The organism is Zestomonas ipomoeae, assembly GCF_057128665.1.
Window position 1 is genome coordinate 61211 of sequence record NZ_JBSKHQ010000009.1, and the last position, 23995, is coordinate 85205.

Below are 23995 nucleotides of genomic sequence, written 5' to 3' on the forward strand. Positions count from 1 at the left end.
TTCATGAATTTTCAGTTGCTGGCTACCGACGGGCGCGCGCGCCGTGGGCGCCTTACCTTTCCCCGCGGAGTCGTCGAAACGCCGGCCTTCATGCCGGTGGGCACCTATGGCACGGTCAAGGGCATGCTGCCGCGCGACATCGAGGCGATCGGTGCGCAGATCATTCTCGGCAATACCTTTCACCTGTGGCTTCGACCTGGCACCGAGGTGATCCGCAAGCATGGCGACCTGCACGATTTCATGCAGTGGCAGGGGCCTATCCTCACCGATTCAGGCGGTTTCCAAGTGTTCAGCCTGGGTGCTTTGCGCAAGATCAAGGAGGAGGGCGTGACCTTCGCCTCGCCGGTGGATGGCGCCAAGGTCTTCATGGGGCCGGAAGAGTCCATGGCAGTGCAGCGTGCGCTGGGCTCGGACATCGTGATGATCTTCGACGAATGCACGCCCTATCCGGCGGATTTTGACGTTGCCAAGCGCTCCATGGAGTTGTCGCTGCGCTGGGCCAAGCGCTCGAAGCTCGCCCACGGCGACAATCCCTCGGCATTGTTCGGCATCGTGCAGGGCGGCATGCACGAAGAGTTGCGCATGCGCTCCCTGGAGGGGCTCGACGAAATCGGCTTCGATGGCCTGGCCATTGGTGGATTGTCGGTAGGCGAGCCGAAGGAGGAGATGATCCGGGTCCTCGATTTCCTACCTGCGCAGATGCCGGCCGACAAGCCGCGCTACCTGATGGGCGTGGGCAAGCCGGAAGACTTGGTCGAAGGGGTGCGTCGCGGCGTGGACATGTTCGACTGCGTGATGCCCACGCGCAATGCGCGCAACGGTCATCTGTTCGTCGAGACCGGCGTGCTGAAGATCCGCAATTCTGCGCACAAGCACGACGACTCGCCGCTGGATGCGAGCTGCGATTGCTACACCTGTCGGCACTTCTCGCGCGCCTACCTGCATCATCTGGATAAATGCGGCGAAATGCTCGGCAGCATGCTGAATACCATCCATAACTTGCGCCATTACCAGCGCCTGATGGCTGGTTTGCGCGAGGCTATTCAACAGGGTACATTGGCCGCCTTTGTCGATGCCTTCTATGCCAAGCGCGGCCTGCCCACGCCGCCTCTGGGCTGAATCCGAGCGAAACCTTTCTTGCTTTCTCACAGGAGTGTTACATGAGCTTTTTGATCCCCGCCGCCTATGCCGATGCCGCCGCTCCGGCCGCAGCCGCTCCGGGTGGCGAATACATGCAGTTCTTCTTGCTTGCCGGTTTCGTGGTCATCTTCTACCTGATGATCTGGCGCCCGCAGGCCAAGCGCGCCAAGGAGCACAAGAACCTCATCGGCGGTCTGCAAAAGGGTGACGAAGTAGTAACCACCGGCGGCATCGCCGGCAAGGTCACCAAGGTGACCGACGACTTCGTGGTGATCGAGGTGTCCAACACCGTCGAGCTGAAGATTCAGAAGGTGGCGATTGCCGCCACGCTGCCCAAGGGCACGCTGAAAGCCATCTGACACCAAGACACAGTTCACAACATTCGACGGGGCGCGCAAGGCGCCCCGCGTCATAAACGGGCGGCGTCATGCTGAACAAATATCCTCTGTGGAAGTACCTGCTGATCATCATGGTCCTGACGATCGGCGTTATCTATTCCGCACCCAATCTCTACCCGGACGATCCGGCGATCCAGGTTCGCGGCCAGAGCGTCGCCACCCAGATTACCGAGGCCGATCTCCAGCGTGCCGAACGCGCCCTCGAGGCGGCGGGCATCGAGGTCAAGGGCAGCAGCCTCGGCGAGCAAGGCGGCGGCCTGCTGCGGCTGACCAATATGGAAGACCAGTTGCCAGGCAAGGACGTGGTTCGTCGCGCCCTGGGCGATGACTACGTGGTGGCACTCAACCTGGCGCCGACCACGCCTCAATGGCTGCGTAACCTGGGTGCCGGACCGATGAAGCTCGGCCTCGACCTCTCCGGTGGTGTGCACTTCCTTATGGAAGTGGACATGGACAAAGCGCTCGATGCGCGCCTGAAGGTCTACGAGGGCGAGGTCAAGACCCTGCTGCGCAAGGAGCGCGTGCGCTATCGCAGCCTGCCGATGCAGGGCGCTGCGATCCAGCTGGGCTTCGCCGATGCGGCGCTCGCGGAAGAGGCTCGCGATCTGGTGCGCAAGGAGTTCCGCGATTTCGACGTCAGCGTCGAGCAGCGCAACGACCTGCACGTTTTGCGCTTGGCGTTGAGTCAGGCCAAGCGCACCGAGATCCGCGAGTACTCGCTGAAGCAGAACCTCACCACCGTGCGTAACCGAGTCAACGAACTGGGTGTGTCCGAGCCGCTGGTGCAGCGCCAGGGCGCCAATCGCATCGTCGTCGAGTTGCCCGGCGTGCAGGATACCGCCACGGCGAAGAGCATTCTCGGCAAGACCGCCAACCTTGAGTTCCGCCTGCAGGCCGAACCGGATGCGACGCGTGCTACCACCGAGAGCTTCGAGTTTCGCGAAGAGCGCCGGCCGCCCGTGCTGCTCGAGCGCACCCTGATCGTTACCGGCGACCAGGTGACCGATGCCCAGTCCAACTTCGACGAGAATGGGCGGCCGCAGGTAAACATTCGGCTCGACGGCCACGGCGGCGAGCTGATGAACCGTGCCACCCGTAATAATGTCGGCCGCAGCATGGCGGTGGTCTTCATCGAGCAGAAGCCGGTGACCCGCGAGGTCAAGGAAGTGGTCGACGGCGTCGAGAAGCTGGTGCCGGTGCAGGGCTTCAAGGAAGAGAAGAAAATCATCAGCCTGGCGACCATCCAGTCGCCGCTGGGCAACAGCTTCCGCATCACCGGGCTTGACGGCCCGGGCGAGGCGTCCGAGCTGGCTCTGTTGTTGCGTGCCGGTGGCCTGGCGGCGCCGATGTACTTCGTCGAGGAGCGCACCGTCGGCCCGAGCCTTGGTGCCGAGAACATCAAGCTTGGCGCTCAGGCCGCGCTCTGGGGCTTCCTCTTCGTCGCGCTGTTCATCGTTCTCATCTACAAGTTCTTCGGTCTGCTGGCCACCGTGGCACTGTCGTTCAACATGGTGGTTCTGGTAGCGGCAATGTCGCTGTTCGGCGCCACGCTCACGTTGCCAGGTATTGCGGGTATCGTCCTGACCATGGGCATGGCGGTGGACGCCAACGTGTTGATCTTCTCGCGTATCCGAGAGGAGATCGACAATGGCCTGTCGATACAGCGTGCCATTCACGAAGGCTTCGATCGCGCGTTCTCGGCGATTCTCGACGGAAACCTGACCACGTTGCTGGTCGGTTTGATCCTGTTCGCCATGGGTACCGGGCCGGTGAAAGGCTTTGCGGTCACCCTGTCGCTCGGCATCGTCACCTCGATGTTCACCGCCATCATCGTCACCCGCGGCATGGTCAACCTGATCTTCGGTGGCCGCGAACTCAAGAAGCTGTGGATTTAAGGGGCTAGCACGATGAAACGCGTAATCAACTTCATGGGCGTTCGCCACCTGGCGTTCGCTGCGACCGTGGTGCTGACCCTGATTTCCCTCGGCAGCCTGGCGATCAAGGGGCTGAACTTCGGTCTCGATTTCACCGGCGGTACGCTGATCGAGCTGGGCTATGAGCAGCCTGCCCAGCTGGACCAGGTGCGCGAGCAATTGCGCACCGGCGGCTACCCCAATGCGGTGGTCCAGAGCTTCGGTGCCACTACCGATGTGCTGGTGCGTATCCAGAGCGACGACCCGCAACTGGGCGGCCAGGTGGCGGCGGCGCTGGAGAATGTCGACCAGAGCAATCCGGTTACCGTCAAGCGGGTCGAGTACGTGGGGCCGGCGGTGGGTGAGGAGCTGCGCGACCAGGGCGGCCTGGGCCTGCTGTTGGCGCTCGGCGGCATCCTGCTGTACGTGGCCTTCCGCTTCCAGTGGAAGTTCAGTCTCGGCGCCATTCTTTCGCTGATCCATGACGTGATCCTGACCCTCGGCGTGTTCAGTTTCTTCCAGATCCCCTTCGATCTCACGGTGCTGGCGGCCGTTCTGGCGATCATCGGTTATTCGTTGAACGACACCATCGTAGTGTTCGACCGCATCCGGGAAAACTTCCGAGTGCTGCGCAAGGCCGACCTGGTGGAGAACATCAACATCTCCACCACCCAGACGCTACTGCGCACCATGGCGACCTCAATCTCCACCCTGTTGGCGATTCTGGCGTTGATGGTATTCGGCGGGGAAAACCTCTGGGGCTTCTCCCTTGCTTTGTTCATCGGCGTATCGGCTGGTACCTATTCCTCGGTGTACATCGCCAGCATCCTGCTGATCTGGTTCAAGCTGACCCGAGACGATCTGATTCCTCCGGTAGTGGAGGAGCAGGTCGACGACCGTCCATGAGTGTGAGCGGCATCCCGTTTTTCGCCTGTTTGCCGCATCTGGCTGAACCACAAGCCAGACGCGGAATCCAAGGCTAGGTAAGGGGCGTTGCGCCCGCTGCTGTGAAGTCGGAGGTGCGTATGAACAAGTCATTGCTGGTGGGTGCGGTATTGGGTGCGGTAGGCGTTACGGCCGGTGGTGCGGTGGCGACCTACAGCCTGGTTGGCGGGCCGGATTACGCCGAAGTGATCGCCGTGCAGCCGGTCAAGGAAACCATCAGAACTCCGCGCGAGGTGTGCAAGGATGTGACCGTGACGCGGCAGCGGCCGGTCAAGGATGAGCACCGTATCGCCGGCACGCTGATCGGTGCGGTTGCCGGTGGTGTGCTGGGCAACCAGGTTGGTGGCGGCAACGGCAAGAAGATCGCCACCGTGGCCGGGGCTGCGGCCGGTGGCTACGCCGGCAACAAGGTGCAGGAAAACATGCAGGCCAACAGTACCTACACCACCACTGAAACTCGCTGCAGCACAGTGACCGATACCAGCGAGAAGCTGGTCGGCTACGACGTCAAGTATCGGTTGGACGGAGAAGTGGGGCAGGTGCGCATGGATCGCGATCCAGGTAGCCAGATCCCGGTCGATAAGCAGGGCAGGTTGGTTCTGGCCGCCCAGTAAGTTCTGGTTCTGAGCAATAAAAAAAGCGCCCTTGGGCGCTTTTTTCGTATTGGCAGGCTTAGCGCTTGAGCGATGGCGAAAGGTGCGGCTGGATGGCCGTCAGTACTGCTTTGAAGCACTTGGTGTTGCCTGCCACGATATGACCTTTTTCGAGAAATTCATGGCCGCCGCTGAAGTCGCTCACCAGTCCGCCGGCTTCCTGGATCAACAGTGCGCCGGCCGCCATGTCCCATTCGGACAGGCCGAACTCCCAGAACGCGTCGTAGCGGCCGGCAGCCACGTAGGCCAGATCCAGGCTGGCGGCGCCGGCGCGGCGGATGCCGGCGGTCTGGCCAACCAGGCTGCGGAACATGCCCAGGTAGTTGTCCAGGTTGTCGAGCTGGCTGTCGCGAAACGGAAACCCTGTGCCGAGCAGCGCGCCTTCCAGGCTCTTGCGTGGGCTGACGCGCAGGCGGCGGCCATTCAGTGCGGCGCCGCGGCCGCGGCTGGCGGTGAATTCTTCCTGGCGCACCGGGTCCAGCACGACTGCATGCTCGAGGCGGCCGCGGTATTTGCAGGCGATGCTGACGGCGAAATGCGGCACGCCGCGCAGGAAGTTGGTGGTGCCGTCCAGCGGGTCGATGATCCACTGGTAGTCGGCGCCTTCGCCGCTGCCCTCAATCAGGCCGCCTTCTTCGCCGAGAAAGCTGTGGGTCGGGTAGGCCTTGCGCAGCGCCGTAATAATGCTCTGCTCGGCGGCGCGGTCGACTTCGCTGACATAGTCCTTGGCATCTTTCTCGTTGACCGAGATGACGTCCAGGCGCTCGGTGGAGCGGAAGATCAGTTCACCGGCGCTGCGGGCTGCGCGCAGCGCGATATTCAGCATGGGCTGCATGGAGGATTCACCTGGGTCGTTAAAGAAAGCCGGCCATTCTAGCAGAAAAGCCGAAAAGCGGTGCTTCGGTGATCAACGCCGTATCCCGCGTCGCGTGGCGTTCACTAGAGCGGTTCTGTAAGATTTGCTGCCCTTGCCGTCCATCGGGAGCCTTGCCTTGCTAGAGAACATTCGCGTGGTGTTGGTCAACACCAGCCATCCCGGCAACATCGGTGGGGCGGCGCGCGCCATGAAGAACATGGGATTGTCGCAGCTGGTACTGGTCGATCCCGAGGATTTCCCCAGTTCCGAGGCGGTTGCCCGCGCCTCCGGGGCCAGCGATATCCTGGATGCCGCGCGGGTGGTTGCGAGCCTGGAAGAGGCGGTGGCCGGCTGCAGTCTGGTGCTCGGCACCAGTGCGCGCGACCGTCGCATACCCTGGCCGCTGCTGGATCCGCGCGAGTGTGCGTCGACCTCCATCGAGCAGGCGGGGCAGGGGTACGAGGTGGCGCTGGTGTTCGGCCGGGAGTACGCAGGCCTGACCAATGAGGAGTTGCAGCGCTGCCAGTACCACGTGCACATTCCGTCGGACCCGGAGTTCAGCTCGCTGAATCTGGCTACTGCGGTGCAGGTGCTGACCTACGAGGTGCGCATGGCCTGGTTGGCGGCCCAGGGGCGGCCGACCAAGATGGAGAAGCTGGAAACCACGGCAATGCTCAACGCCGAGCCGGTGACCGCCGACGACCTGGAGTCCTTTTACGGGCACTTGCAGAACACGCTGGTGGATATCGGTTTCCTCGACCCGGCCAAGCCGCGTCACCTGATGGCTCGCCTGCGGCGCCTGTACGGCCGGGCCGGCATCAGCAAGTTGGAAATGAACATACTGCGCGGCATTCTGACGGAAACCCAGAAGGCGGCCAGGGGTGAGCCCCACAAGCGGAGAGAGCACTGATGTTCGAGCGCATCAAAGAAGATATTCAGAGCGTATTCCATCGCGATCCGGCGGCTCGCAATGCATTCGAGGTCCTCACCTGCTATCCGGGCCTGCATGCCATCTGGCTGCATCGTCTGGCTCACTCCCTGTGGTTGGCCGGCTGGAAGTGGCTGGCGCGGGTCGTTTCCAATTTCGGTCGCTGGCTCACCGGTATCGAGATTCATCCGGGTGCCAAGATCGGTCGTCGCTTTTTCATTGATCATGGTATGGGTATCGTTATCGGCGAAACCGCCGAGATCGGCGAGGATGTCACCCTCTATCAAGGTGTGACGCTCGGTGGCACCAGCTGGAATAAGGGCAAGCGCCATCCGACGTTGGAAGATGGCGTGGTGGTGGGGGCGGGGGCCAAGGTGCTTGGTCCCTTTACCGTGGGTGCCGGTGCCAAGATTGGTTCCAATGCGGTGGTGACCAAGGCCGTGCCGGCTGGTGCGACGGCTGTCGGCATTCCGGGGCGGATCATCGTCAAGACGGACGACGAGCAAGAGGCCAAGCGTCAGGCGATAGCCGAAAAGTACGGCTTCGATGCTTATGGCGTCGGGCAGGACATGCCCGATCCGGTGGCTCGTGCTATCGGCCAGTTGCTCGACCACCTGCAGGCGGTCGATGATCGGTTGGAAGGAATGTGCGCTGCGCTCAAGGCTCTCGGCAGCGACTATTGCGCCAAGGACTTGCCGGCCCTGCGTGAGGAGGATTTTGCCGGCGTCAAGGAGGAGGATGGCGCCGCCTGAGTCGCGCGGCCGGGTGCGCAGCCGCTAGCGTTTTGCTATGATGGGCATCCCTCCTCGCGGCTATACCTGAGTAAATCAATAGGTCTTTTAGTTGACTTAAATACTCGGGAATAGCATACTCGCGCCAAACCAGTGATCCCGCGGTATTTGCCATGCGACTCACCACTAAAGGCCGTTACGCCGTCACTGCCATGCTCGATCTGGCGCTGCATGCGCAGCAAGGGCCGGTCTCGCTGGCCGATATTTCCGAGCGCCAGGGTATTTCCCTGTCTTATCTGGAGCAGCTGTTCGCCAAGTTGCGACGCAGCAATCTCGTTTCCAGTGTGCGTGGTCCGGGTGGCGGCTATCAGTTGTCCCGCGACATGCAGGGGATTCAGGTGGCGCAGGTGATCGACGCGGTCAACGAATCGGTGGATGCCACGCGCTGCCAGGGGTTGGGCGATTGCCACTCCGGCGATACCTGCCTGACCCACCACCTCTGGTGCGACCTGAGTCAGCAGATCCACGAATTCCTCAGCGGTATCAGCCTTGCCGACCTGGTTACCCGTCGCGAGGTGCAGGAAGTTGCGCTGCGCCAGGACCAGCGCCATTGCAATGGCCGAGCGCCGCATCTGGACAAGCTGGATAAGATTGAAGCGTCCGCCATCGATTGAGCAGGCGCCCGCCCGATAGGAGAGCCCGATGAAATTGCCGATTTACCTGGACTATTCAGCTACCACGCCGGTCGATCCGCGTGTTGCGCAGAAAATGAGCGACTGCTTGCTGGTGGATGGCAACTTCGGCAACCCCGCCTCGCGTTCCCACGTGTTTGGCTGGAAGGCCGAGGAAGCGGTGGAGAATGCCCGTCGCCAGGTTGCCGAGCTGGTCAATGCCGATCCGCGCGAAATCGTCTGGACATCCGGTGCGACCGAGTCAGACAACTTGGCGATCAAGGGAGTGGCGCACTTCTATGCCTCCAAGGGCAAGCACATCGTTACCTCCAAGATCGAACACAAGGCGGTCCTGGACACCACGCGCCAGCTGGAGCGCGAAGGTTTCGAAGTCACTTATATCGAGCCGGGCGAAGATGGCCTGATTACGCCGGCGATGGTCGAGGCGGCCCTGCGCGAGGACACCGTGCTGGTGTCGATCATGCACGTCAACAACGAGATCGGCACGGTCAACGACATCGCCGCCATCGGCGAGCTGACCCGCTCCCGCGGCATCCTGTTCCATGTCGATGCGGCACAATCCACCGGCAAGGTGGAAATCGACCTGGAGCGCATGAAGGTCGACCTGATGTCATTCTCCGCCCACAAGACCTACGGTCCCAAGGGCATCGGCGCGCTCTTCGTGCGGCGCAAGCCACGGGTACGCCTGGAGGCCATGATCCATGGTGGCGGCCACGAGCGCGGCATGCGTTCCGGCACGCTGGCGACCCACCAGATCGTCGGCATGGGCGAAGCCTTCCGCATCGCCAAGGAGGAAATGGCCCAGGAGAACGAGCGTATCCGTGCGCTTTCCGAGCGTTTCTTCAAGCAGGTCGAGGATATGGAGGAGCTGTACGTCAATGGCAGTCTGACGGCCCGCGTGCCGCACAACCTCAACCTGAGTTTCAACTACGTCGAAGGCGAGTCGCTGATCATGGCGCTCAAAGACCTGGCGGTTTCGTCCGGCTCCGCCTGTACGTCGGCCTCCCTGGAGCCTTCCTACGTGCTGCGCGCCCTGGGGCGCAACGACGAGCTGGCTCACAGCTCCATCCGCTTTACCTTCGGCCGCTTTACCACCGAGGAAGAAGTCGACTACGCCGCACAGAAGATCCGCGAGGCGGTTTCCAAGCTGCGCGAGCTCTCGCCGCTGTGGGATATGTTCAAAGAGGGCGTCGACCTGTCCAAGGTCGAGTGGCAGGCGCACTGACGCTCCGAAGTCAAGAGGAAACGCACCATGGCATACAGTGACAAGGTCATCGACCACTACGAAAATCCGCGCAACGTCGGCAAGCTCGACGCCCAGGACCCCGATGTCGGTACTGGCATGGTCGGCGCGCCGGCCTGTGGCGACGTGATGCGCTTGCAGATCAAGGTCAACGAGCAGGGCGTGATTGAAGACGCCAAGTTCAAGACCTATGGCTGCGGTTCGGCGATCGCTTCCAGCTCCCTGGCCACCGAGTGGATGAAGGGGCGCACGCTGGACGAGGCCGAGTTGATCAAGAACACCACCATCGCCGAAGAGTTGGCGTTGCCGCCGGTGAAGATCCACTGCTCGGTGCTCGCCGAGGACGCCATCAAGGCGGCCGTGCGCGACTACAAGCAGAAGAAAGGCTTGCTCTGATATCCCGAGGAGGTGCCATGGCCATTACCATGACCGAAGCTGCCGCCAGCCATGTCCGGCGCTCCCTGGAAGGGCGCGGCAAGGGCGAGGGCATTCGACTGGGCGTGCGCACGACCGGTTGTTCCGGGCTGGCGTATGTGCTGGAGTTCGTCGACGAGCTTGCAGCGGAAGATCAGGTTTTCGAAAGCCATGGCGTCAAGGTGATCATCGACCCGAAAAGCCTCGCCTATCTGGATGGCACCGAGCTCGACTTCACCCGCGAAGGCCTGAACGAGGGCTTCAAGTTCAACAATCCGAACGTTCGCGGCGAGTGCGGTTGCGGCGAAAGCTTCAACGTCTGAGGGTCTCGTGGGTAAGCCTTGCCATTTCGCCCTGTTCGACCTCCAGCCGGGCTTTCGCCTGGATCTCGATCGGTTGGCCGAGCGCTATCGAGAACTTGCCCGAGGCGTTCACCCCGACCGGTTTGCCGATGCGCCCGAGCGCGAGCAGCGGCTGGCACTGGAGCGTGCCGCCGGGCTCAATGAGGCCTACCAGACACTGAGGCATGCTTCGCAGCGTGCGCGCTACCTGCTTTCCCTGGGGGGGCATGAGCTGCCCTTGGAAGCGACGGTGCAGGACCCTGAATTCCTCATGCAGCAAATGCACTGGCGCGAAGAGCTGGAGGAGTTGCAGGAGAGCGCCGATCTGGAGGGGGTGGCGGTCTTCAAACGACGGCTCAAGGCTGCCCAGGACGCGTTGAACGAGTCCTTCGCGGTTTGCTGGGACGATGCCGCGCGTCGAGATGAGGCCGAGCGCCTGGTGCGGCGCATGCAGTTCCTCGACAAGCTTTCCCATGAAGTGCGCCAGCTGGAAGAGCGCCTCGACGATTAACCGCGCGCCGGCCCGACGGCGCGCCAGAGAATTTCCTGAACAGCATGGCCTTATTGCAGATTGCCGAGCCCGGACAGAGCCCTCAGCCCCATCAGCGCCGCCTGGCGGTGGGAATCGATCTGGGTACCACCAATTCGCTGGTCGCTGCATTGCGTAGCGGCCTGGCCGAGCCGCTGGCCGATGCCCAGGGGCAGGTCATCCTGCCGTCCGCAGTGCGCTACCTGCCCGAGGGTGTCGAGATCGGCGAGTCCGCCAAGGCTGCCGCGGCGGGCGATCCGCTGAACAGCGTGTTGTCGGTCAAGCGCCTGATGGGGCGTGGCCTGGCGGACGTCAAACAGTTGGGCGAGCAGCTTCCCTACCGCTTCGTCGAGGGCGAGTCGCACATGCCTTTCATCGAGACGGTGCAGGGGCCGAAGAGCCCGGTGGAGGTTTCCGCCGAGATTCTTAAATCCCTGCGCCAGCGCGCCGAACAGGTACTCGGCGGCGAGCTGGTGGGGGCGGTGATCACCGTGCCGGCCTACTTCGACGAAGCCCAGCGCCAAGCCACGAAGGATGCAGCGCGGCTGGCCGGCCTGAGCGTGCTGCGCCTGCTCAACGAACCTACCGCCGCCGCCGTCGCCTATGGGCTGGACAAGCAGGCTGAGGGCGTCGTGGCCATCTATGACCTGGGCGGCGGCACCTTCGATATTTCCATCCTGCGCCTGACCAAGGGTGTCTTCGAGGTGCTGGCCACCGGTGGTGACAGTGCGCTGGGTGGAGATGATTTCGACCACGCCATTGCTGGTTGGATGATCGAGCAGGCCGGCTTGTCCGCGGACCTCGATCCCGGTGCCCAGCGCAGCTTGCTCCAGACTGCCTGTGCGGCCAAGGAAGCGCTCAGCCGGCAGTCCTCCGTGACCCTGAACTACGGCTCTTGGCAGGGCTCGCTGAGTCGCGAGCAGTTCGATGCGCTGATCGAGCCGATGATTGCCCGCAGCCTCAAGGCCTGCCGGCGCGCGCTGCGCGATGCCGACATCGAGATCGCGGACGTGGAAGCCGTGGTGATGGTCGGTGGATCGACCCGGGTGCCGCGCGTGCGCCAGGCGGTGGCCGGGCTGTTCGGGCGCGAGCCGCTGACCGATATCGATCCGGACCAGGTGGTCGCCATCGGCGCCGCGATCCAGGCCGATACCCTGGCCGGCAATCGGCGTGGCGAAGGCGAGGAATTGCTGCTGCTCGACGTGATCCCCTTGTCCCTGGGGTTGGAGACCATGGGCGGGCTGATGGAAAAGGTTATTCCGCGCAATACCACCATCCCGGTCGCGCGGGCGCAGGACTTCACCACCTACAAAGATGGGCAGACAGCCATGGCCATCCACGTGCTGCAGGGTGAGCGAGAGCTCATCAGTGACTGCCGCTCGCTGGCGCGTTTCGAACTGCGCGGCATCCCGCCGATGGTGGCCGGCGCGGCAAAAATCCGCGTGACCTTCCAAGTGGACGCCGATGGCCTGCTCAGCGTCGCCGCCCGTGAGCTGGGTTCGGGGGTCGAGGCGAGCATCCAGGTCAAGCCTTCCTATGGGCTGACCGATGGCGAGATCGCCGGCATGCTGCGCGACTCCTTCCAGCATGCCGGGGAAGACAAGGCTGCACGCGCACTGCGCGAGCACCAGGTCGAGGCGCAGCGACTCTTGGAGGCGGTGCAGGCGGCGCTGGATGTCGATGGCGAGCGTTTGCTCGAAGCCGACGAGCGGCTGGCCATCGAGGCGCAGATGCACCAGTTGCGCGAGCTGATGGGCGGTAACGATGGCTCGGCCATCGAACAGCAGACCAAGCGCCTCAGCCAAATTACCGACGCCTTTGCCGCACGCCGCCTGGACGCCACCGTCAAGGCCGCGCTGTCCGGGCGTCGCCTGAATGAAATCGAGGAATGACCCTGATGCCGCAGATCGTTTTTCTGCCCCATGCCGAGCATTGTCCCGAAGGGGCTGTTGTAGAAGCGCAGCCGGGTGAGACCGTGCTGGATGCCGCCTTGCGCAATGGCATCGACATCGAGCATGCCTGCGAGAAGTCCTGCGCCTGCACCACGTGCCACGTGGTGATTCGCGAGGGCTTCGCCTCGCTGGAGCCTTCCGACGAGCTGGAAGACGACATGCTCGACAAGGCCTGGGGTCTGGAGCCTACCTCGCGGTTGTCCTGCCAGGCGGCGGTGGCGAACGAGGATCTGGTGGTGGAAATACCCAAGTACACCATCAACCAGGTTTCCGAAGGACACTGAGGTAACGAACATGAGCCTGAAATGGACGGATGTACTGGATATCGCCATCGAGCTTGTGGAAAGCAAGCCGGATGTCGATCCGCGCTACATCAACTTCGTCGATCTGCATCGCTGGGTGCTGGCGCTGCCGGACTTCCAGGACGATCCGCAGCGTGGCGGCGAAAAGGTTCTCGAAGCCATTCAGGCGGCGTGGATCGAAGAAGCCGAGTAGTGGTCTGCTCGCCACGTGGCGCGCGGCGCTTGCGCCAGGCGTAGAGTGCCGCACACTGGCGCAGTGGATGGCGCCCTACGCATTTGACTTGAACCCGCGTATAATTCGCGGGTTTAATTTTTCGCTTTAATCCCTCGATTTCTGGAGTTTTTCCATGGCTGTTCAACGTACCTTCTCCATCATCAAGCCGGATGCCGTCGCCAAGAACGTCATCGGCGAAATCACCACGCGTTTCGAAAAAGCCGGTCTGCGTGTCGTGGCCTCCAAGATGGTCCAGCTGTCGGAGCGCGAAGCCGCAGGCTTCTACGCCGAGCACAGCGAGCGTGGCTTCTTCAAGGATCTGGTTTCCTTCATGACCTCCGGCCCGGTCATCGTTCAGGTTCTGGAAGGCGAAGACGCCGTCCTGAAGAACCGCGAGCTGATGGGCGCCACCAACCCGAAGGAAGCGGCTCCGGGCACCATTCGTGCCGATTTCGCCGTTTCCATCGATGAAAACGCCGTTCACGGTTCCGACTCCGAGGCTTCCGCCGCTCGCGAGATCGCCTACTTCTTCTCGGCTACCGAGGTTTGCGCCCGCATTCGCTGAGCGAAGCGTGCGAAGGTGAAGCCATGACTGCATCGACCGGCAAGACCAACCTGCTGGGTTTGACCCAGCCGCAATTGGAAAGCTTCTTCGAGTCCATCGGAGAGAAGCGCTTCCGTGCCGGTCAGGTAATGAAGTGGATCCACCACTTTGGCGTCGAGGACTTCGACGACATGAGCAATCTCGGCAAGGCCCTGCGCGAAAAGCTCAAGAGCTGCGCCGAGATTCGCGGTCCCGAAGTCGTCAGCCAGGACATTTCCAGCGACGGTACCCGCAAGTGGGTCGTGCGCGTGGCGTCCGGCAGTTGTGTCGAGACCGTCTATATCCCGCAGGGCAATCGCGGCACGCTCTGTGTCTCGTCCCAGGCGGGCTGTGCGCTGGACTGCAGCTTCTGCTCCACCGGCAAGCAAGGTTTCAATAGCGATCTGACCGCCGCCGAAGTCATCGGCCAGGTCTGGATCGCCAACAAATCGTTCGGCACCGTACCGGCGAAGATCGATCGCGCGATTACAAACGTGGTGATGATGGGCATGGGCGAGCCATTGCTCAATTTCGATAACGTGGTTTCCGCCATGAACATCATGATGGACGACCTCGGCTACGGCATTTCCAAGCGCAAGGTGACGCTGTCGACTTCCGGTGTCGCGCCGATGATCGACAAGCTGGGCGAGCAGATCGACGTATCGTTGGCGCTGTCGTTACACGCGCCCAACGACGAGCTGCGCAACCAGCTGGTGCCGATCAACAAGAAGTATCCGTTGGCGGTCGTGCTGGATGCTTGCAAGCGCTATATCTCGCGCTTGGGAGAGAAGCGCGTGCTGACCATCGAGTACACGCTGCTGAAGGACGTCAACGATCAGCCCGAGCATGCGGCGCAAATGATCGCATTGCTCAAGAACGTACCTTGCAAGATCAATCTGATTCCGTTTAATCCTTTTCCCTTCTCCGGTTACGAACGGCCGAGCAACAACGCCATTCGCCGTTTCCAGGACTTGCTGCATCAGGCCGGCCACAATGTCACCGTGCGCACCACGCGGGGCGATGATATCGATGCCGCGTGTGGGCAACTGGTGGGCCAAGTGATGGATCGAACCCGCCGGAGCGAACGCTATATCGCCGTGCGCCAACTGAATGGCGACGCCGATGTGCCGCAAACCGCTGCTCCCAGAACCTGAAGAGAGGATGTCCATGATTCTGCGCGCTGCGCTGCTTATGTTTTTCACCGGCTTGCTGGCCGCTTGTGCTTCATCCGGCAATGTCGACCCGATGAAGACCAGCAAGGGGCGTGACGAAGCCCGCGATGCCTATGTGCAGTTGGGGATCGGTTATGTCCAGCAGGGCGAGACCGAGCGGGCCAAGGTCCCGCTGAAAAAGGCCCTGGAGCTCGACCCGTCGAGCGCCGACGCCCATGCGGCGCTGGCCTACGTGTTCCAGATGGAAATGGAAAACGAACTGGCGGACCAGCACTATCGCCAGGCGCTTGCCCAGCGCAGCGGCGATGCCCGCCTGTTGAACAATTACGGCAGCTTCCTCTTCGAACTGGGGCGCTACCAGGACGCCTACGATCGCTACGAGCAGGCCTCGAAGGACAATCTCTATCCGGAGCGCTCGCGGGTCTTCGAGAACATGGGCATGGCCGCCCTGCAGCTCAAGAAGCCCGATCTGGCGAAGAAACATTTCACCCGTTCCCTGCGGCTGAATAGCCGGCAGCCCCGCGCGTTGCTGGAGATGGCCCAACTGGCCTTCGATAGCCAGGACTACGTGGCTGCCCGTGGCTACTACGCCAGTTTCAGCCAGCTGTCCGACCAGACTGCCCGCAGCCTGTTGCTGGGTGCTCGCCTGGCCACCATCTTCGAAGACCGTGACACCGCCGCCAGCCTGGGCCTGCAGCTCAAGCGCCTGTACCCGGGAACCCCTGAATATCGGCAATACGTTTCGGAGCAACGATGAAAGCGTCGCATCCCGAAGAGGTCACTGCCAGCCGCACCAATCCCGGCGAGACGCTGCGCAAGGGCCGCGAGCTCAACGGCTGGTCGCTGGCCGATGTGGCCGGTCAACTGAACCTGACCACCACGGCGCTGACCCAGCTCGAGGCCGGTGCCTTCGAGCGGCTGCCGGGGCACACCTTCGCCCGCGGCTACATCCGCGCCTACGCCAAGTTGCTGGGCATGGACCAGAATCGCCTGGTGATGGAGTTCGACCAGTACACCGGTACCGACGCCAGCGGCAGCAGCGTGCACAGCCTGGGCCGTATCGAAGAGCCAGCCCGCCTGTCCCATGGCCTGCTGCGTTTCGTCAGTTTCGCCCTGCTGGTGACCTTGGGCGCGGTGGGTTTCCTCTGGTGGCAGGAGCAGGCCCCCGGCCGTGCCGGCGATACCGCCAGCCTCGGCATGGAACACGTGGAAGTGCAGAGTGCCAATGGCACCACCCAGATCCACCCGCTGGACGAGCCCGAGGATCAGGCCGTCGTCGAAAGCCGCGTCGATGAGGCGTTGCCGCTGGTGGCGCCGGAGGCGGAGGAAGCTGTCACGGGCGCCGGCGTGCTGGCGGATATCGGCGAGGGCGAGCCCGCCAGCGCCGAAGCACCGGCCGCTGTCGACATGCCCGCTACCGCCACGCCCGAACAGGAACCCGTCACGGCCTCCCCGGTGGTGGCCGAGCCGCCGACCGCACCATTGGTGGCGGCTCCCGGCGAGGGCCTGATCTATCTGCAGTTCAGCGAGAACTGCTGGACCCAGATTACCGACGCGAACGGCAAGGTGCTGCTGAGCGGATTGAAGCGTGCCGGCGAAAGCGTCGAGCTGGCTGGCAAGGCGCCGCTGGAGTTGCGCCTGGGGTATGCGCGTGGCGCACAGGTCAGTTACAACGGCCAGGCGGTGGACGTGGCGCCTTACATTCGCGGCGAAACCGCGCGCCTGAAACTGGGCGAGTAGCAGCTTCGAGGAGCGGCTTGATCTTGGCAAACACACGGCGATTCGTCCGACCCGACATCCAGCAGGCTTCCGTTCGCAGCCTGGGTAGTGTCCGACGGGCGCTTCGTCGAACTATTTCAGCAGAGCCTAGCCATGCATTGCGAATCTCCTATTAAACGTCGTCAATCGCGCAAGATCTGGGTCGGCTCGGTGCCGGTGGGCGGCGATGCGCCGATTGCCGTGCAGAGCATGACCAACACCGATACCTGCGACGTCGACGCCACCGTGGCGCAGATTCGCCGGCTGGAAGATGCCGGTGCCGACATCGTGCGGGTCTCGGTTCCGGACATGGATGCCGCGGAGGCGTTCGGCAAGATCAAGCAGCAGGTTCGCGTGCCGCTGGTGGCAGACATTCACTTCGACTACAAGATCGCCCTGCGGGTGGCGGAGCTGGGTGTCGACTGCCTGCGCATCAACCCCGGCAACATCGGTCGCGAGGACCGGGTCCGGGCGGTGGTCGATGCCGCGCGGGACAAGGGCATACCCATTCGCATCGGGGTGAATGCCGGGTCGCTGGAGAAGGACCTGCAAAAGAAATATGGCGAGCCGACGCCGGCAGCGTTGGTCGAATCGGCCATGCGTCATGTCGAGCACCTCGACCGGCTGAACTTTCCGGACTTCAAGGTCAGCGTCAAGGCGTCCGACGTGTTCATGGCCGTGGAAGCCTACCGCCTGCTGGCCACGCAGATCGAGCAGCCACTCCACCTCGGCATCACCGAGGCCGGGGGCTTGCGCTCGGGTACCGTGAAGTCCGCGGTGGGGCTGGGCATGCTGCTCGCCGAGGGTATCGGCGACACCATCCGCATCTCCCTGGCCGCCGATCCGGTGGAGGAGATCAAGGTCGGCTTCGACATCCTCAAATCACTGCGGCTGCGTTCGCGGGGCATCAATTTCATCGCCTGCCCGAGTTGCTCGCGGCAGAACTTCGATGTGGTCAAGACCATGAACGAGTTGGAGCAACGGGTCGAGGACCTGCTGGTGCCGCTCGACGTCGCCGTGATCGGCTGCGTGGTCAATGGCCCCGGCGAAGCCAAGGAGGCCCATATCGGCCTGACCGGCGGTACCCCGAGCAACCTGATCTATATCGACGGCAAGCCGGCGCAGAAACTGAATAACGACAATCTGGTGGACGAGCTGGAACAGCTCATTCGCCGCAAGGCAGCCGAAAAGGCCGAAGCCGATGCGGCGTTGATCGCCCGTGGCTGACACTGTTTTTAAGGACTATTCGTGAGCAAGTCCCTGCAAGCCATCCGTGGCATGAACGACATCCTGCCGGAGCAGACTCCGGCGTGGCGCTATCTGGAGACCACCTTCGCCCAGTTGGTCGACGGCTATGGCTACAAAGAAATCCGCGTGCCCATTCTCGAGTTCACCGAGCTGTTCGCCCGGGGTATCGGTGAAGGTACCGATGTGGTCGACAAGGAGATGTACACCTTTCTCGATCGTAACCAGGAGTCGCTGACCCTGCGCCCCGAAGGCACCGCCGGCACCGTGCGTGCCGTGCTGGAGCACGGCCTGACCGGTGGCGGCCAGGTGCAGAAGCTCTGGTACACCGGGCCGATGTTCCGCTACGAAAAACCGCAGAAGGGCCGCTACCGCCAGTTCCACCAGATCGGTGCGGAAGTCTTCAACCTGCCCGGGCCGGATGTCGACGCCGAGCTGATCGCGCTCACCTGGCGCCTGTGGAAACGTCTGGGCCTAGGCGATGCAGTCACCCTGCAGCTCAACAGCCTGGGCTCCAGCGAAGCACGTGCGGTCTATCGCGACGCGCTGGTGGCTTATCTCAAGGAGCGCTTCGACCAGCTCGACGAGGACAGCCAGCGCCGCCTGACCACCAACCCGCTGCGCATCCTCGACAGCAAGAACGCCCAGACGCAGGCCCTGCTGGCCGACGCGCCGACCCTGCACGACTACCTCGACGAGGAGTCGCGCATGCACTTCGAGGGCCTCAAGGCGCGCCTGGATGCCGTGGGCATTCGCTACGAAATCAATCCGAAGCTGGTGCGTGGCCTGGATTACTACGGCCGCACGGTATTCGAATGGGTCACCGACAAGCTCGGCTCCCAGGGCACGGTCTGCGCCGGTGGGCGTTACGACGGGCTGGTCGGCCAGTTCGGCGGCAAGCCCACCCCCGGTGTCGGATTCGCCATGGGGGTGGAGCGCCTGGTGCTGTTGCTGGAAACCCTGCAGCTGCTGCCGTCCGCGTTGAACCCAGCGCCGCATGCCTATATCTGCACCTTCGGCGAGGCGGCCGAGTTGGCGGCGCTGACGTTGGCGGAACGCTTGCGCGACGAGTTGCCGGGCCTGCGCCTGCTGGTCAATGCCGGAGGCGGCAGTTTCAAGAGCCAATTCAAGAAGGCCGACAAAAGCGGCGCCAGCTTCGCCCTCATCCTGGGTGAGGACGAACTGGCTGGTCGCGTGGTAGGTTGCAAGCCGCTGCGCGACGATGGCGAACAACAAAACATTGCCTGGGACGCTCTGGCAGAGCGCCTGGCGGCCTGCATTCAGGCTTGAGCATTCAGCGTAAAGGAGTATTGGGGTGGTTTCGCGTACTGAAGATGAAGAGCTGGCGCTGATCAAGGATTGGTGGAAGCGTAACGGCAAGCCCTTGCTGACTGGTGGCGCATTGGCGCTGGTGATCGTGTTCGGCTGGCAGGCTTGGCAGAAGTACCAGGCCAATCAGTCCCACGGTGCATCGATGGTCTACCAGCAATTGCTGGAGACGGCGTTGGTGCCGAACGGCAAGCCGGACGTGGCGAAGGTGGCGGAGCTGACCGACAAGCTCCAGCGCGAGTACAGCGGCACTCACTACGCCCAGTACGGCCGCTTGTTCGCCGCCAAGGTGGCGGTGGATGCCGGCCAGCTGGACGATGCCGCTGCCGAGCTGCGGGCCGTTCTGGACAAGCCGGCGGACGTCAATCTCGAGGAGTTGGCGCGCCAGCGCCTGGCCCGCGTGCTGGCGGCCCAGGGCAAGGCGGAGGAAGGGCTCACGCTGCTCGACGGCGAAGCGATGCCGGCCTACCAGGCGGCACGCGAAGAGCTCAAGGGCGACCTGCTGGTCCAGCTCGGTCGTGACGAGCAGGCGCACGAGGCCTACACCAAGGCCAAGGCCGCGCTGTCCGAAGAGGCAGCCATCGGCGGTCTGCAAATGAAGCTCGACGACCTGGCGAAAGGGGATGCGTGACGTGATGCGCTGGAAGAATGCCGCACTGCTGGCCCTGGCCGTTCTGGTCGTCGGTTGCAGCAGCAATAGCACCAAGGAATTGCCGCCTGCCGAGCTGAACAAGTTCGACCAGGAAGTGGAGCTGAAGACCGAGTGGAGCCGCTCCGTCGGCGACGGTCAGGGTGAAACCTTCAACATGCTGGTCCCGGCCGTCGACGGCGATACCATTTTCGTCGCCGACGTCGAGGGCCTGGTGCTGGCGCTGGACCGCTTCAGCGGCAAGGTGCAGTGGAAGCAGGACCTCGAGCTGCCGGTATCCGGCGCAGTGGGTGCCGGTTACGGACTGGTCCTGCTTGGCACCCTGAAGGGCGAAGTGATCGCGCTGGACACCGCGACCGGCGAGGAAAAATGGCGCGCCCGGGTGACCAGCGAGGTCCTTGCGCCGCCGGCGACCAATGGCGACGTGGTGGTGGTACAGACCCAGGACGACCGGCTGATTGCCCTCGACGCCGATACCGGCAACCAGCGCTGGATCTATGAAAATACCCCGGCGGTGCTGACCCTGCGTGGCACCGGTGGCCCGGTGGTCACCAATCGCCTGGCGATCGCCGGCCTGTCCAGTGGCAAGGTCATCGCGGTCGATACCCAGCGCGGCCTGCCGGTTTGGGAGCAGCGCGTCGCGGTGCCCTCCGGTCGTTCGGAGCTGGAGCGGGTGGTGGATATCGACGGAGGCCTGCTGCTCTCCGGCGGTACCCTCTATGTCGCCACCTACCAGGGGCGTGTCGCCGGTCTGGACCTGGAGAGCGGGCGTGTGCTGTGGCAGCGCCAGGCGTCCAGTTCCGTGGGCGTCGCCCAGGGCTTCGGCAGTGTCTACGTGAGCCAGGCCGACGGTACCGTCGAAGGCATCGACGAGCGTTCCGCTTCGGCGCTGTGGAGCAACGATGCGCTGGCCCGTCGCCAATTGTCCGCGCCGGAGGTGTACTCCAGCTATGTGGCGGTTGGCGACCTGGAAGGCTATCTGCACCTGCTCAGTCAGGTCGACGGTCGCTTCGTCGGGCGGACCCGCATCGACAGCGATGGCCTGCGGGCGCGCCCGCTGGTGATCGGCGACTGGCTGTATGCCTATGGCAACGGCGGCAAGCTGGTTGCGCTGACCATTCGCTAGAACGACAGGGCCGCGAGGCCCCTTCGCTCTGCGGACGAATGAGTTCGGCCGCTGCCGTTTACGGCAGCGGCTTTTTGTATTTTTGGATTTCTTGCTGGAGGAGCCAATGGTTCCGGTAATCGCCCTGGTGGGCCGTCCCAATGTGGGCAAGTCGACGCTATTCAACCGACTGACCAAGACTCGCGATGCCATCGTCGCGGAATATGCCGGCCTGACCCGTGATCGCCAGTACGGCGAGGCGAAATGGCAGGGACGTACCTATATCGTGGTCGACACCGGCGGCATCTCCGGCGACGAGGAAGGCATCGACGCGAAGATGGCCGAGCAGTCGCTGCAGGCGATCGAAGAGGCCGATGCGGTGCTGTTCCTGGTTGATTCGCGCGCCGGCATGACCGCCGCCGACCAGATGATTGCCGAGCATCTGCGCAAGCGTAACAAGCGCACCTTTCTGATCGCCAACAAGGTCGACAGCATCGACCCGGATCTTGCGCGCGCCGAGTTCAGCCCGCTGGCCCTGGGGGATGCGATCCCCATCGCTGCCGCCCACGGCCGCGGCATCACCCAGATGCTGGAGGCGGCGCTTGGCGTGTTCCCCAAGGATGACGACGGCGAGCCGGAGGGCGAAGGCGAGGAGGGGACCGACGAGGTCGCCGAAGGCGAAGAGGCCAAGCGTATTCCCGGTCCGAGCGAAAAGGATGGCATCAAGATCGCCATCATCGGCCGGCCCAACGTAGGCAAGTCGACCCTGGTCAACCGCATGCTCGGCGAGGAGCGGGTAATCGTCTACGACCAGGCCGGCACCACGCGCGACAGCATCTACATTCCCTTCGAGCGCGACGACGAGAAATACACCCTTATCGACACCGCCGGCGTGCGGCGCCGCGGCAAGATCTTCGAGGCGGTCGAGAAGTTCTCGGTGGTCAAGACGCTGCAGGCCATCCAGGATGCCAACGTCGTGATCTTCGTCATGGATGCCCGCGAAGGCGTGGTCGAGCATGACCTGAACCTGCTCGGCTTCGTGCTGGAAACCGGGCGGGCGTTGGTGATCGCGCTGAACAAGTGGGACGGCATGGAGCCCGGCGAGCGCGACTACGTGAAGACCGAACTGGAGCGTCGGCTGTTCTTCGTCGACTTTGCCGATATCCACTTCATTTCCGCCAAGCACGGCACCGGGGTCGGTCATCTGTACAAGTCGGTGCAGGCCTCCTTCAAGTCGGCCATCACCCGCTGGCCCACCAGCCGCCTGACGCAGATCCTCGAGGACGCGGTGCAGGAGCACCAGCCGCCGCTGGTGAACGGTCGCCGCATCAAGCTGCGTTACGCCCACCTGGGCGGGGCCAACCCGCCGTTGATCGTGATCCACGGCAACCAGGTCGAGGCGGTTCCCAAGTCCTACAGCCGCTATCTGGAAAACACCTACCGTCGCGTGCTCAAGCTGGTCGGCACGCCGATCCGCATCGAGTACAAGGGGGGTGACAACCCCTACGAGGGCAAGAAGAACACCCTTACCGATCGCCAGGTGAACAAGAAGCGCCGCTTGATGAGCCATCACAAGAAGGCCGAGAAGAAGCGCAGGGACAAGAAGAAGTAGTGGCCAATCCGGAGGTCGGAAGCGCAGGCTTCCAGCGCAGAACATGCTGACCAGCAAGTTGCCCAATATCGGCACCACCATTTTCACTCGCATGTCGCAGCTCGCCGTGGAAACCGGCGCGCTGAACCTGTCCCAGGGCTTTCCGGATTTCGACGGCCCGGCGGCATTGCGCGAGGCGGTGGGCCGGCATATCGCCGCCGGCCACAATCAGTACGCACCGATGACCGGCCTGCCGGCGTTGCGCGAGCAGGTGGCGGCAAAGATCGCTCGCTGCTACGGGCGCACGCTCGATCCGGATAGCGAACTGACCATCACTCCCGGCGCTACCCAGGCGATCTTCTGCGCGATCCAGGCGCTGATCCGCCCCGGCGATGAAGTGATCGTCTTCGACCCCTGCTACGACAGCTATGAGCCTGCGGTGGATCTGGCCGGCGGGCGCTGCGTGCATGTGCCGCTGGCGCTGCCCGATTTCGCCATCGACTGGCAGCGCCTGGAAGAGGCCATCGGTCCGCGCACCCGGCTGATCGTGCTGAACAGCCCGCACAATCCCAGTGGCACGCTGATGCCCCGCGAAGACCTGGATCGCCTGGCCGCCCTGATTCGCCAGCGCGATATCCACGTGCTCAGCGACGAGGTGTATGAGCACCTGGTGTTCGATGGCGAACGGCATGCCAGCGTGCTGGCCCATGACGAGCTGTACGCCCGGGCCTTCGTGGTCAGCTCGTTCGGCAAGACCTACCACGTCACCGGCTGGAAGACCGGCTACGTGGCGGCGCCGCCGGCATTGAGCGCGGAGCTGCGCAAGGTCCACCAATACGTCAGCTTCTGTGGCGTGACGCCGCTGCAGTGGGCATTGGCCGATTTCATGACCGAGTATCCCGAGCATGTCGATGAGCTGCCGGCGTTCTACCAGGCCAAGCGCGACCTGTTCTGCGACCTGCTGGCCGGCTCGCGTTTCCGCTTCGCCCGCACCGCCGGGACCTATTTCCAACTGGCCGACTATTCGGCGATCCGCCCCGAACTGAACGACGTGGAAATGGCCGAATGGCTGACCCGTGAGCATGGAGTGGCGGCGATCCCGATCTCGGTGTTCTACCAGCGACCGCCTGAGGATTTGCGCCTGGTGCGCTTCTGCTTCGCCAAGCGCGAGGACACCTTGCGGCAGGCCGCCGAGAAGCTGCGCTCCGTATAGGACGGATGAACCCGCGTCATTGCGCGCGGTGTGATCTGAGATGTGTAGGGCGGGTGCAACCGACCCCCAGAGCCTTGGCAGGTTGCACCGGTCCTACGG

The 23995-nt window shown here is 63.3% G+C and carries 26 protein-coding genes; 25 read left to right on the forward strand and 1 reads right to left on the reverse strand.

What is annotated here, in order from left to right; all coding sequences use genetic code 11:
• Positions 1-3 precede the first annotated feature (3 nt).
• The 5 genes from tgt to ACWKV7_RS11875 all read left to right on the forward strand — a co-directional run bounded on the left by tgt (position 4) and on the right by ACWKV7_RS11875 (position 5010).
• A complete protein-coding gene (gene tgt, locus ACWKV7_RS11855) occupies positions 4-1119 on the forward strand; it encodes a tRNA guanosine(34) transglycosylase Tgt (protein ID WP_483857974.1) in 1116 nt (371 codons plus the stop codon).
• Positions 1120-1160: 41 nt separating this feature from the next.
• On the forward strand, positions 1161-1499 hold the full coding sequence (gene yajC, locus ACWKV7_RS11860; protein WP_483857873.1) for a preprotein translocase subunit YajC: 339 nt from the start codon (positions 1161-1163) through the stop codon (positions 1497-1499).
• A 68-nt stretch (positions 1500-1567) separates the two neighbouring features.
• Positions 1568-3433 carry a protein translocase subunit SecD gene (gene secD, locus ACWKV7_RS11865; RefSeq protein ID WP_483857874.1) on the forward strand — a complete coding sequence of 622 codons (1866 nt, stop codon included), beginning with the start codon at positions 1568-1570 and terminating at the stop codon, positions 3431-3433.
• 12 nt (positions 3434-3445) lie between these two features.
• On the forward strand, positions 3446-4357 hold the full coding sequence (gene secF / locus ACWKV7_RS11870; protein ID WP_483857875.1) for a protein translocase subunit SecF: 912 nt from the start codon (positions 3446-3448) through the stop codon (positions 4355-4357).
• 119 nt (positions 4358-4476) lie between these two features.
• A complete protein-coding gene (locus ACWKV7_RS11875) occupies positions 4477-5010 on the forward strand; it encodes a glycine zipper 2TM domain-containing protein (RefSeq protein WP_483857876.1) in 534 nt (177 codons plus the stop codon).
• Between the two features lie 58 nt (positions 5011-5068).
• Here ACWKV7_RS11875 and suhB read toward each other — a convergent pair whose 3' ends face one another.
• On the reverse strand, positions 5069-5884 hold the full coding sequence (gene suhB / locus ACWKV7_RS11880; protein ID WP_483857877.1) for a type III secretion system regulator SuhB: 816 nt from the start codon (positions 5882-5884) through the stop codon (positions 5069-5071).
• A gap of 157 nt (positions 5885-6041) precedes the next feature.
• Between suhB and trmJ the strand changes: the two genes are divergently transcribed.
• From trmJ to ACWKV7_RS11980, 20 genes are all read left to right on the forward strand, one after another.
• Positions 6042-6815: a tRNA (cytosine(32)/uridine(32)-2'-O)-methyltransferase TrmJ gene (gene trmJ / locus ACWKV7_RS11885; RefSeq protein ID WP_483857878.1), complete on the forward strand. Its 774-nt coding sequence runs from the start codon at positions 6042-6044 to the stop codon at positions 6813-6815.
• On the forward strand, positions 6815-7585 hold the full coding sequence (cysE, locus tag ACWKV7_RS11890) for a serine O-acetyltransferase (RefSeq protein ID WP_483857879.1): 771 nt from the start codon (positions 6815-6817) through the stop codon (positions 7583-7585). The genes trmJ and cysE overlap by 1 nt, the downstream gene beginning before the upstream one ends.
• Positions 7586-7737: 152 nt before the next feature.
• On the forward strand, positions 7738-8238 hold the full coding sequence (gene iscR / locus ACWKV7_RS11895; RefSeq protein ID WP_483857880.1) for a Fe-S cluster assembly transcriptional regulator IscR: 501 nt from the start codon (positions 7738-7740) through the stop codon (positions 8236-8238).
• A gap of 28 nt (positions 8239-8266) precedes the next feature.
• Positions 8267-9481, forward strand: coding sequence for an IscS subfamily cysteine desulfurase (locus ACWKV7_RS11900; protein ID WP_483857881.1), 1215 nt, complete (start codon positions 8267-8269; stop codon positions 9479-9481).
• Positions 9482-9508: 27 nt separating this feature from the next.
• A complete protein-coding gene (gene iscU, locus ACWKV7_RS11905) occupies positions 9509-9895 on the forward strand; it encodes a Fe-S cluster assembly scaffold IscU (protein ID WP_483857882.1) in 387 nt (128 codons plus the stop codon).
• A 17-nt stretch (positions 9896-9912) separates the two neighbouring features.
• Positions 9913-10236 (forward strand): iron-sulfur cluster assembly protein IscA, encoded by a 324-nt coding sequence (gene iscA, locus ACWKV7_RS11910; protein WP_483857883.1) that lies wholly within the window; start codon positions 9913-9915, stop codon positions 10234-10236.
• 7 nt (positions 10237-10243) lie between these two features.
• Positions 10244-10765: a co-chaperone HscB gene (hscB, locus tag ACWKV7_RS11915; RefSeq protein WP_483857884.1), complete on the forward strand. Its 522-nt coding sequence runs from the start codon at positions 10244-10246 to the stop codon at positions 10763-10765.
• Between the two features lie 44 nt (positions 10766-10809).
• Positions 10810-12675, forward strand: coding sequence for a Fe-S protein assembly chaperone HscA (gene hscA, locus ACWKV7_RS11920; protein WP_483857885.1), 1866 nt, complete (start codon positions 10810-10812; stop codon positions 12673-12675).
• A 5-nt stretch (positions 12676-12680) separates the two neighbouring features.
• A complete protein-coding gene (gene fdx / locus ACWKV7_RS11925) occupies positions 12681-13019 on the forward strand; it encodes an ISC system 2Fe-2S type ferredoxin (RefSeq protein ID WP_483857886.1) in 339 nt (112 codons plus the stop codon).
• 10 nt (positions 13020-13029) lie between these two features.
• Positions 13030-13230, forward strand: a complete 201-nt coding sequence (gene iscX, locus ACWKV7_RS11930) for a Fe-S cluster assembly protein IscX (RefSeq protein ID WP_483857887.1) — start codon at positions 13030-13032, stop codon at positions 13228-13230.
• 154 nt (positions 13231-13384) lie between these two features.
• Complete coding sequence (gene ndk, locus ACWKV7_RS11935) at positions 13385-13816, forward strand: nucleoside-diphosphate kinase (RefSeq protein ID WP_483857888.1); 432 nt, start codon at positions 13385-13387, stop codon at positions 13814-13816.
• A gap of 23 nt (positions 13817-13839) precedes the next feature.
• Positions 13840-14988: a dual-specificity RNA methyltransferase RlmN gene (rlmN, locus tag ACWKV7_RS11940; protein ID WP_483857889.1), complete on the forward strand. Its 1149-nt coding sequence runs from the start codon at positions 13840-13842 to the stop codon at positions 14986-14988.
• Positions 14989-15001: 13 nt separating this feature from the next.
• A complete protein-coding gene (gene pilW, locus ACWKV7_RS11945; protein WP_483857890.1) occupies positions 15002-15763 on the forward strand; it encodes a type IV pilus biogenesis/stability protein PilW in 762 nt (253 codons plus the stop codon).
• Complete coding sequence (locus ACWKV7_RS11950) at positions 15760-16746, forward strand: RodZ domain-containing protein (protein WP_483857891.1); 987 nt, start codon at positions 15760-15762, stop codon at positions 16744-16746. The genes pilW and ACWKV7_RS11950 overlap by 4 nt, the downstream gene beginning before the upstream one ends.
• Before the next feature lie 132 nt (positions 16747-16878).
• Entirely contained in the window at positions 16879-17991 is a 1113-nt protein-coding gene (gene ispG / locus ACWKV7_RS11955) for a flavodoxin-dependent (E)-4-hydroxy-3-methylbut-2-enyl-diphosphate synthase (RefSeq protein ID WP_483857892.1), read from the forward strand.
• A gap of 21 nt (positions 17992-18012) precedes the next feature.
• Positions 18013-19299 carry a histidine--tRNA ligase gene (gene hisS / locus ACWKV7_RS11960; protein WP_483857893.1) on the forward strand — a complete coding sequence of 429 codons (1287 nt, stop codon included), beginning with the start codon at positions 18013-18015 and terminating at the stop codon, positions 19297-19299.
• A 25-nt stretch (positions 19300-19324) separates the two neighbouring features.
• Positions 19325-19969, forward strand: a complete 645-nt coding sequence (locus ACWKV7_RS11965; RefSeq protein WP_483857894.1) for a YfgM family protein — start codon at positions 19325-19327, stop codon at positions 19967-19969.
• Complete coding sequence (gene bamB, locus ACWKV7_RS11970; RefSeq protein WP_483857895.1) at positions 19962-21113, forward strand: outer membrane protein assembly factor BamB; 1152 nt, start codon at positions 19962-19964, stop codon at positions 21111-21113. The genes ACWKV7_RS11965 and bamB overlap by 8 nt, the downstream gene beginning before the upstream one ends.
• 106 nt (positions 21114-21219) lie before the next feature.
• Positions 21220-22704 (forward strand): ribosome biogenesis GTPase Der, encoded by a 1485-nt coding sequence (der, locus tag ACWKV7_RS11975; protein ID WP_483857896.1) that lies wholly within the window; start codon positions 21220-21222, stop codon positions 22702-22704.
• Between the two features lie 43 nt (positions 22705-22747).
• Positions 22748-23896: a pyridoxal phosphate-dependent aminotransferase gene (locus ACWKV7_RS11980; RefSeq protein WP_483857897.1), complete on the forward strand. Its 1149-nt coding sequence runs from the start codon at positions 22748-22750 to the stop codon at positions 23894-23896.
• Positions 23897-23995 lie beyond the last annotated feature (99 nt).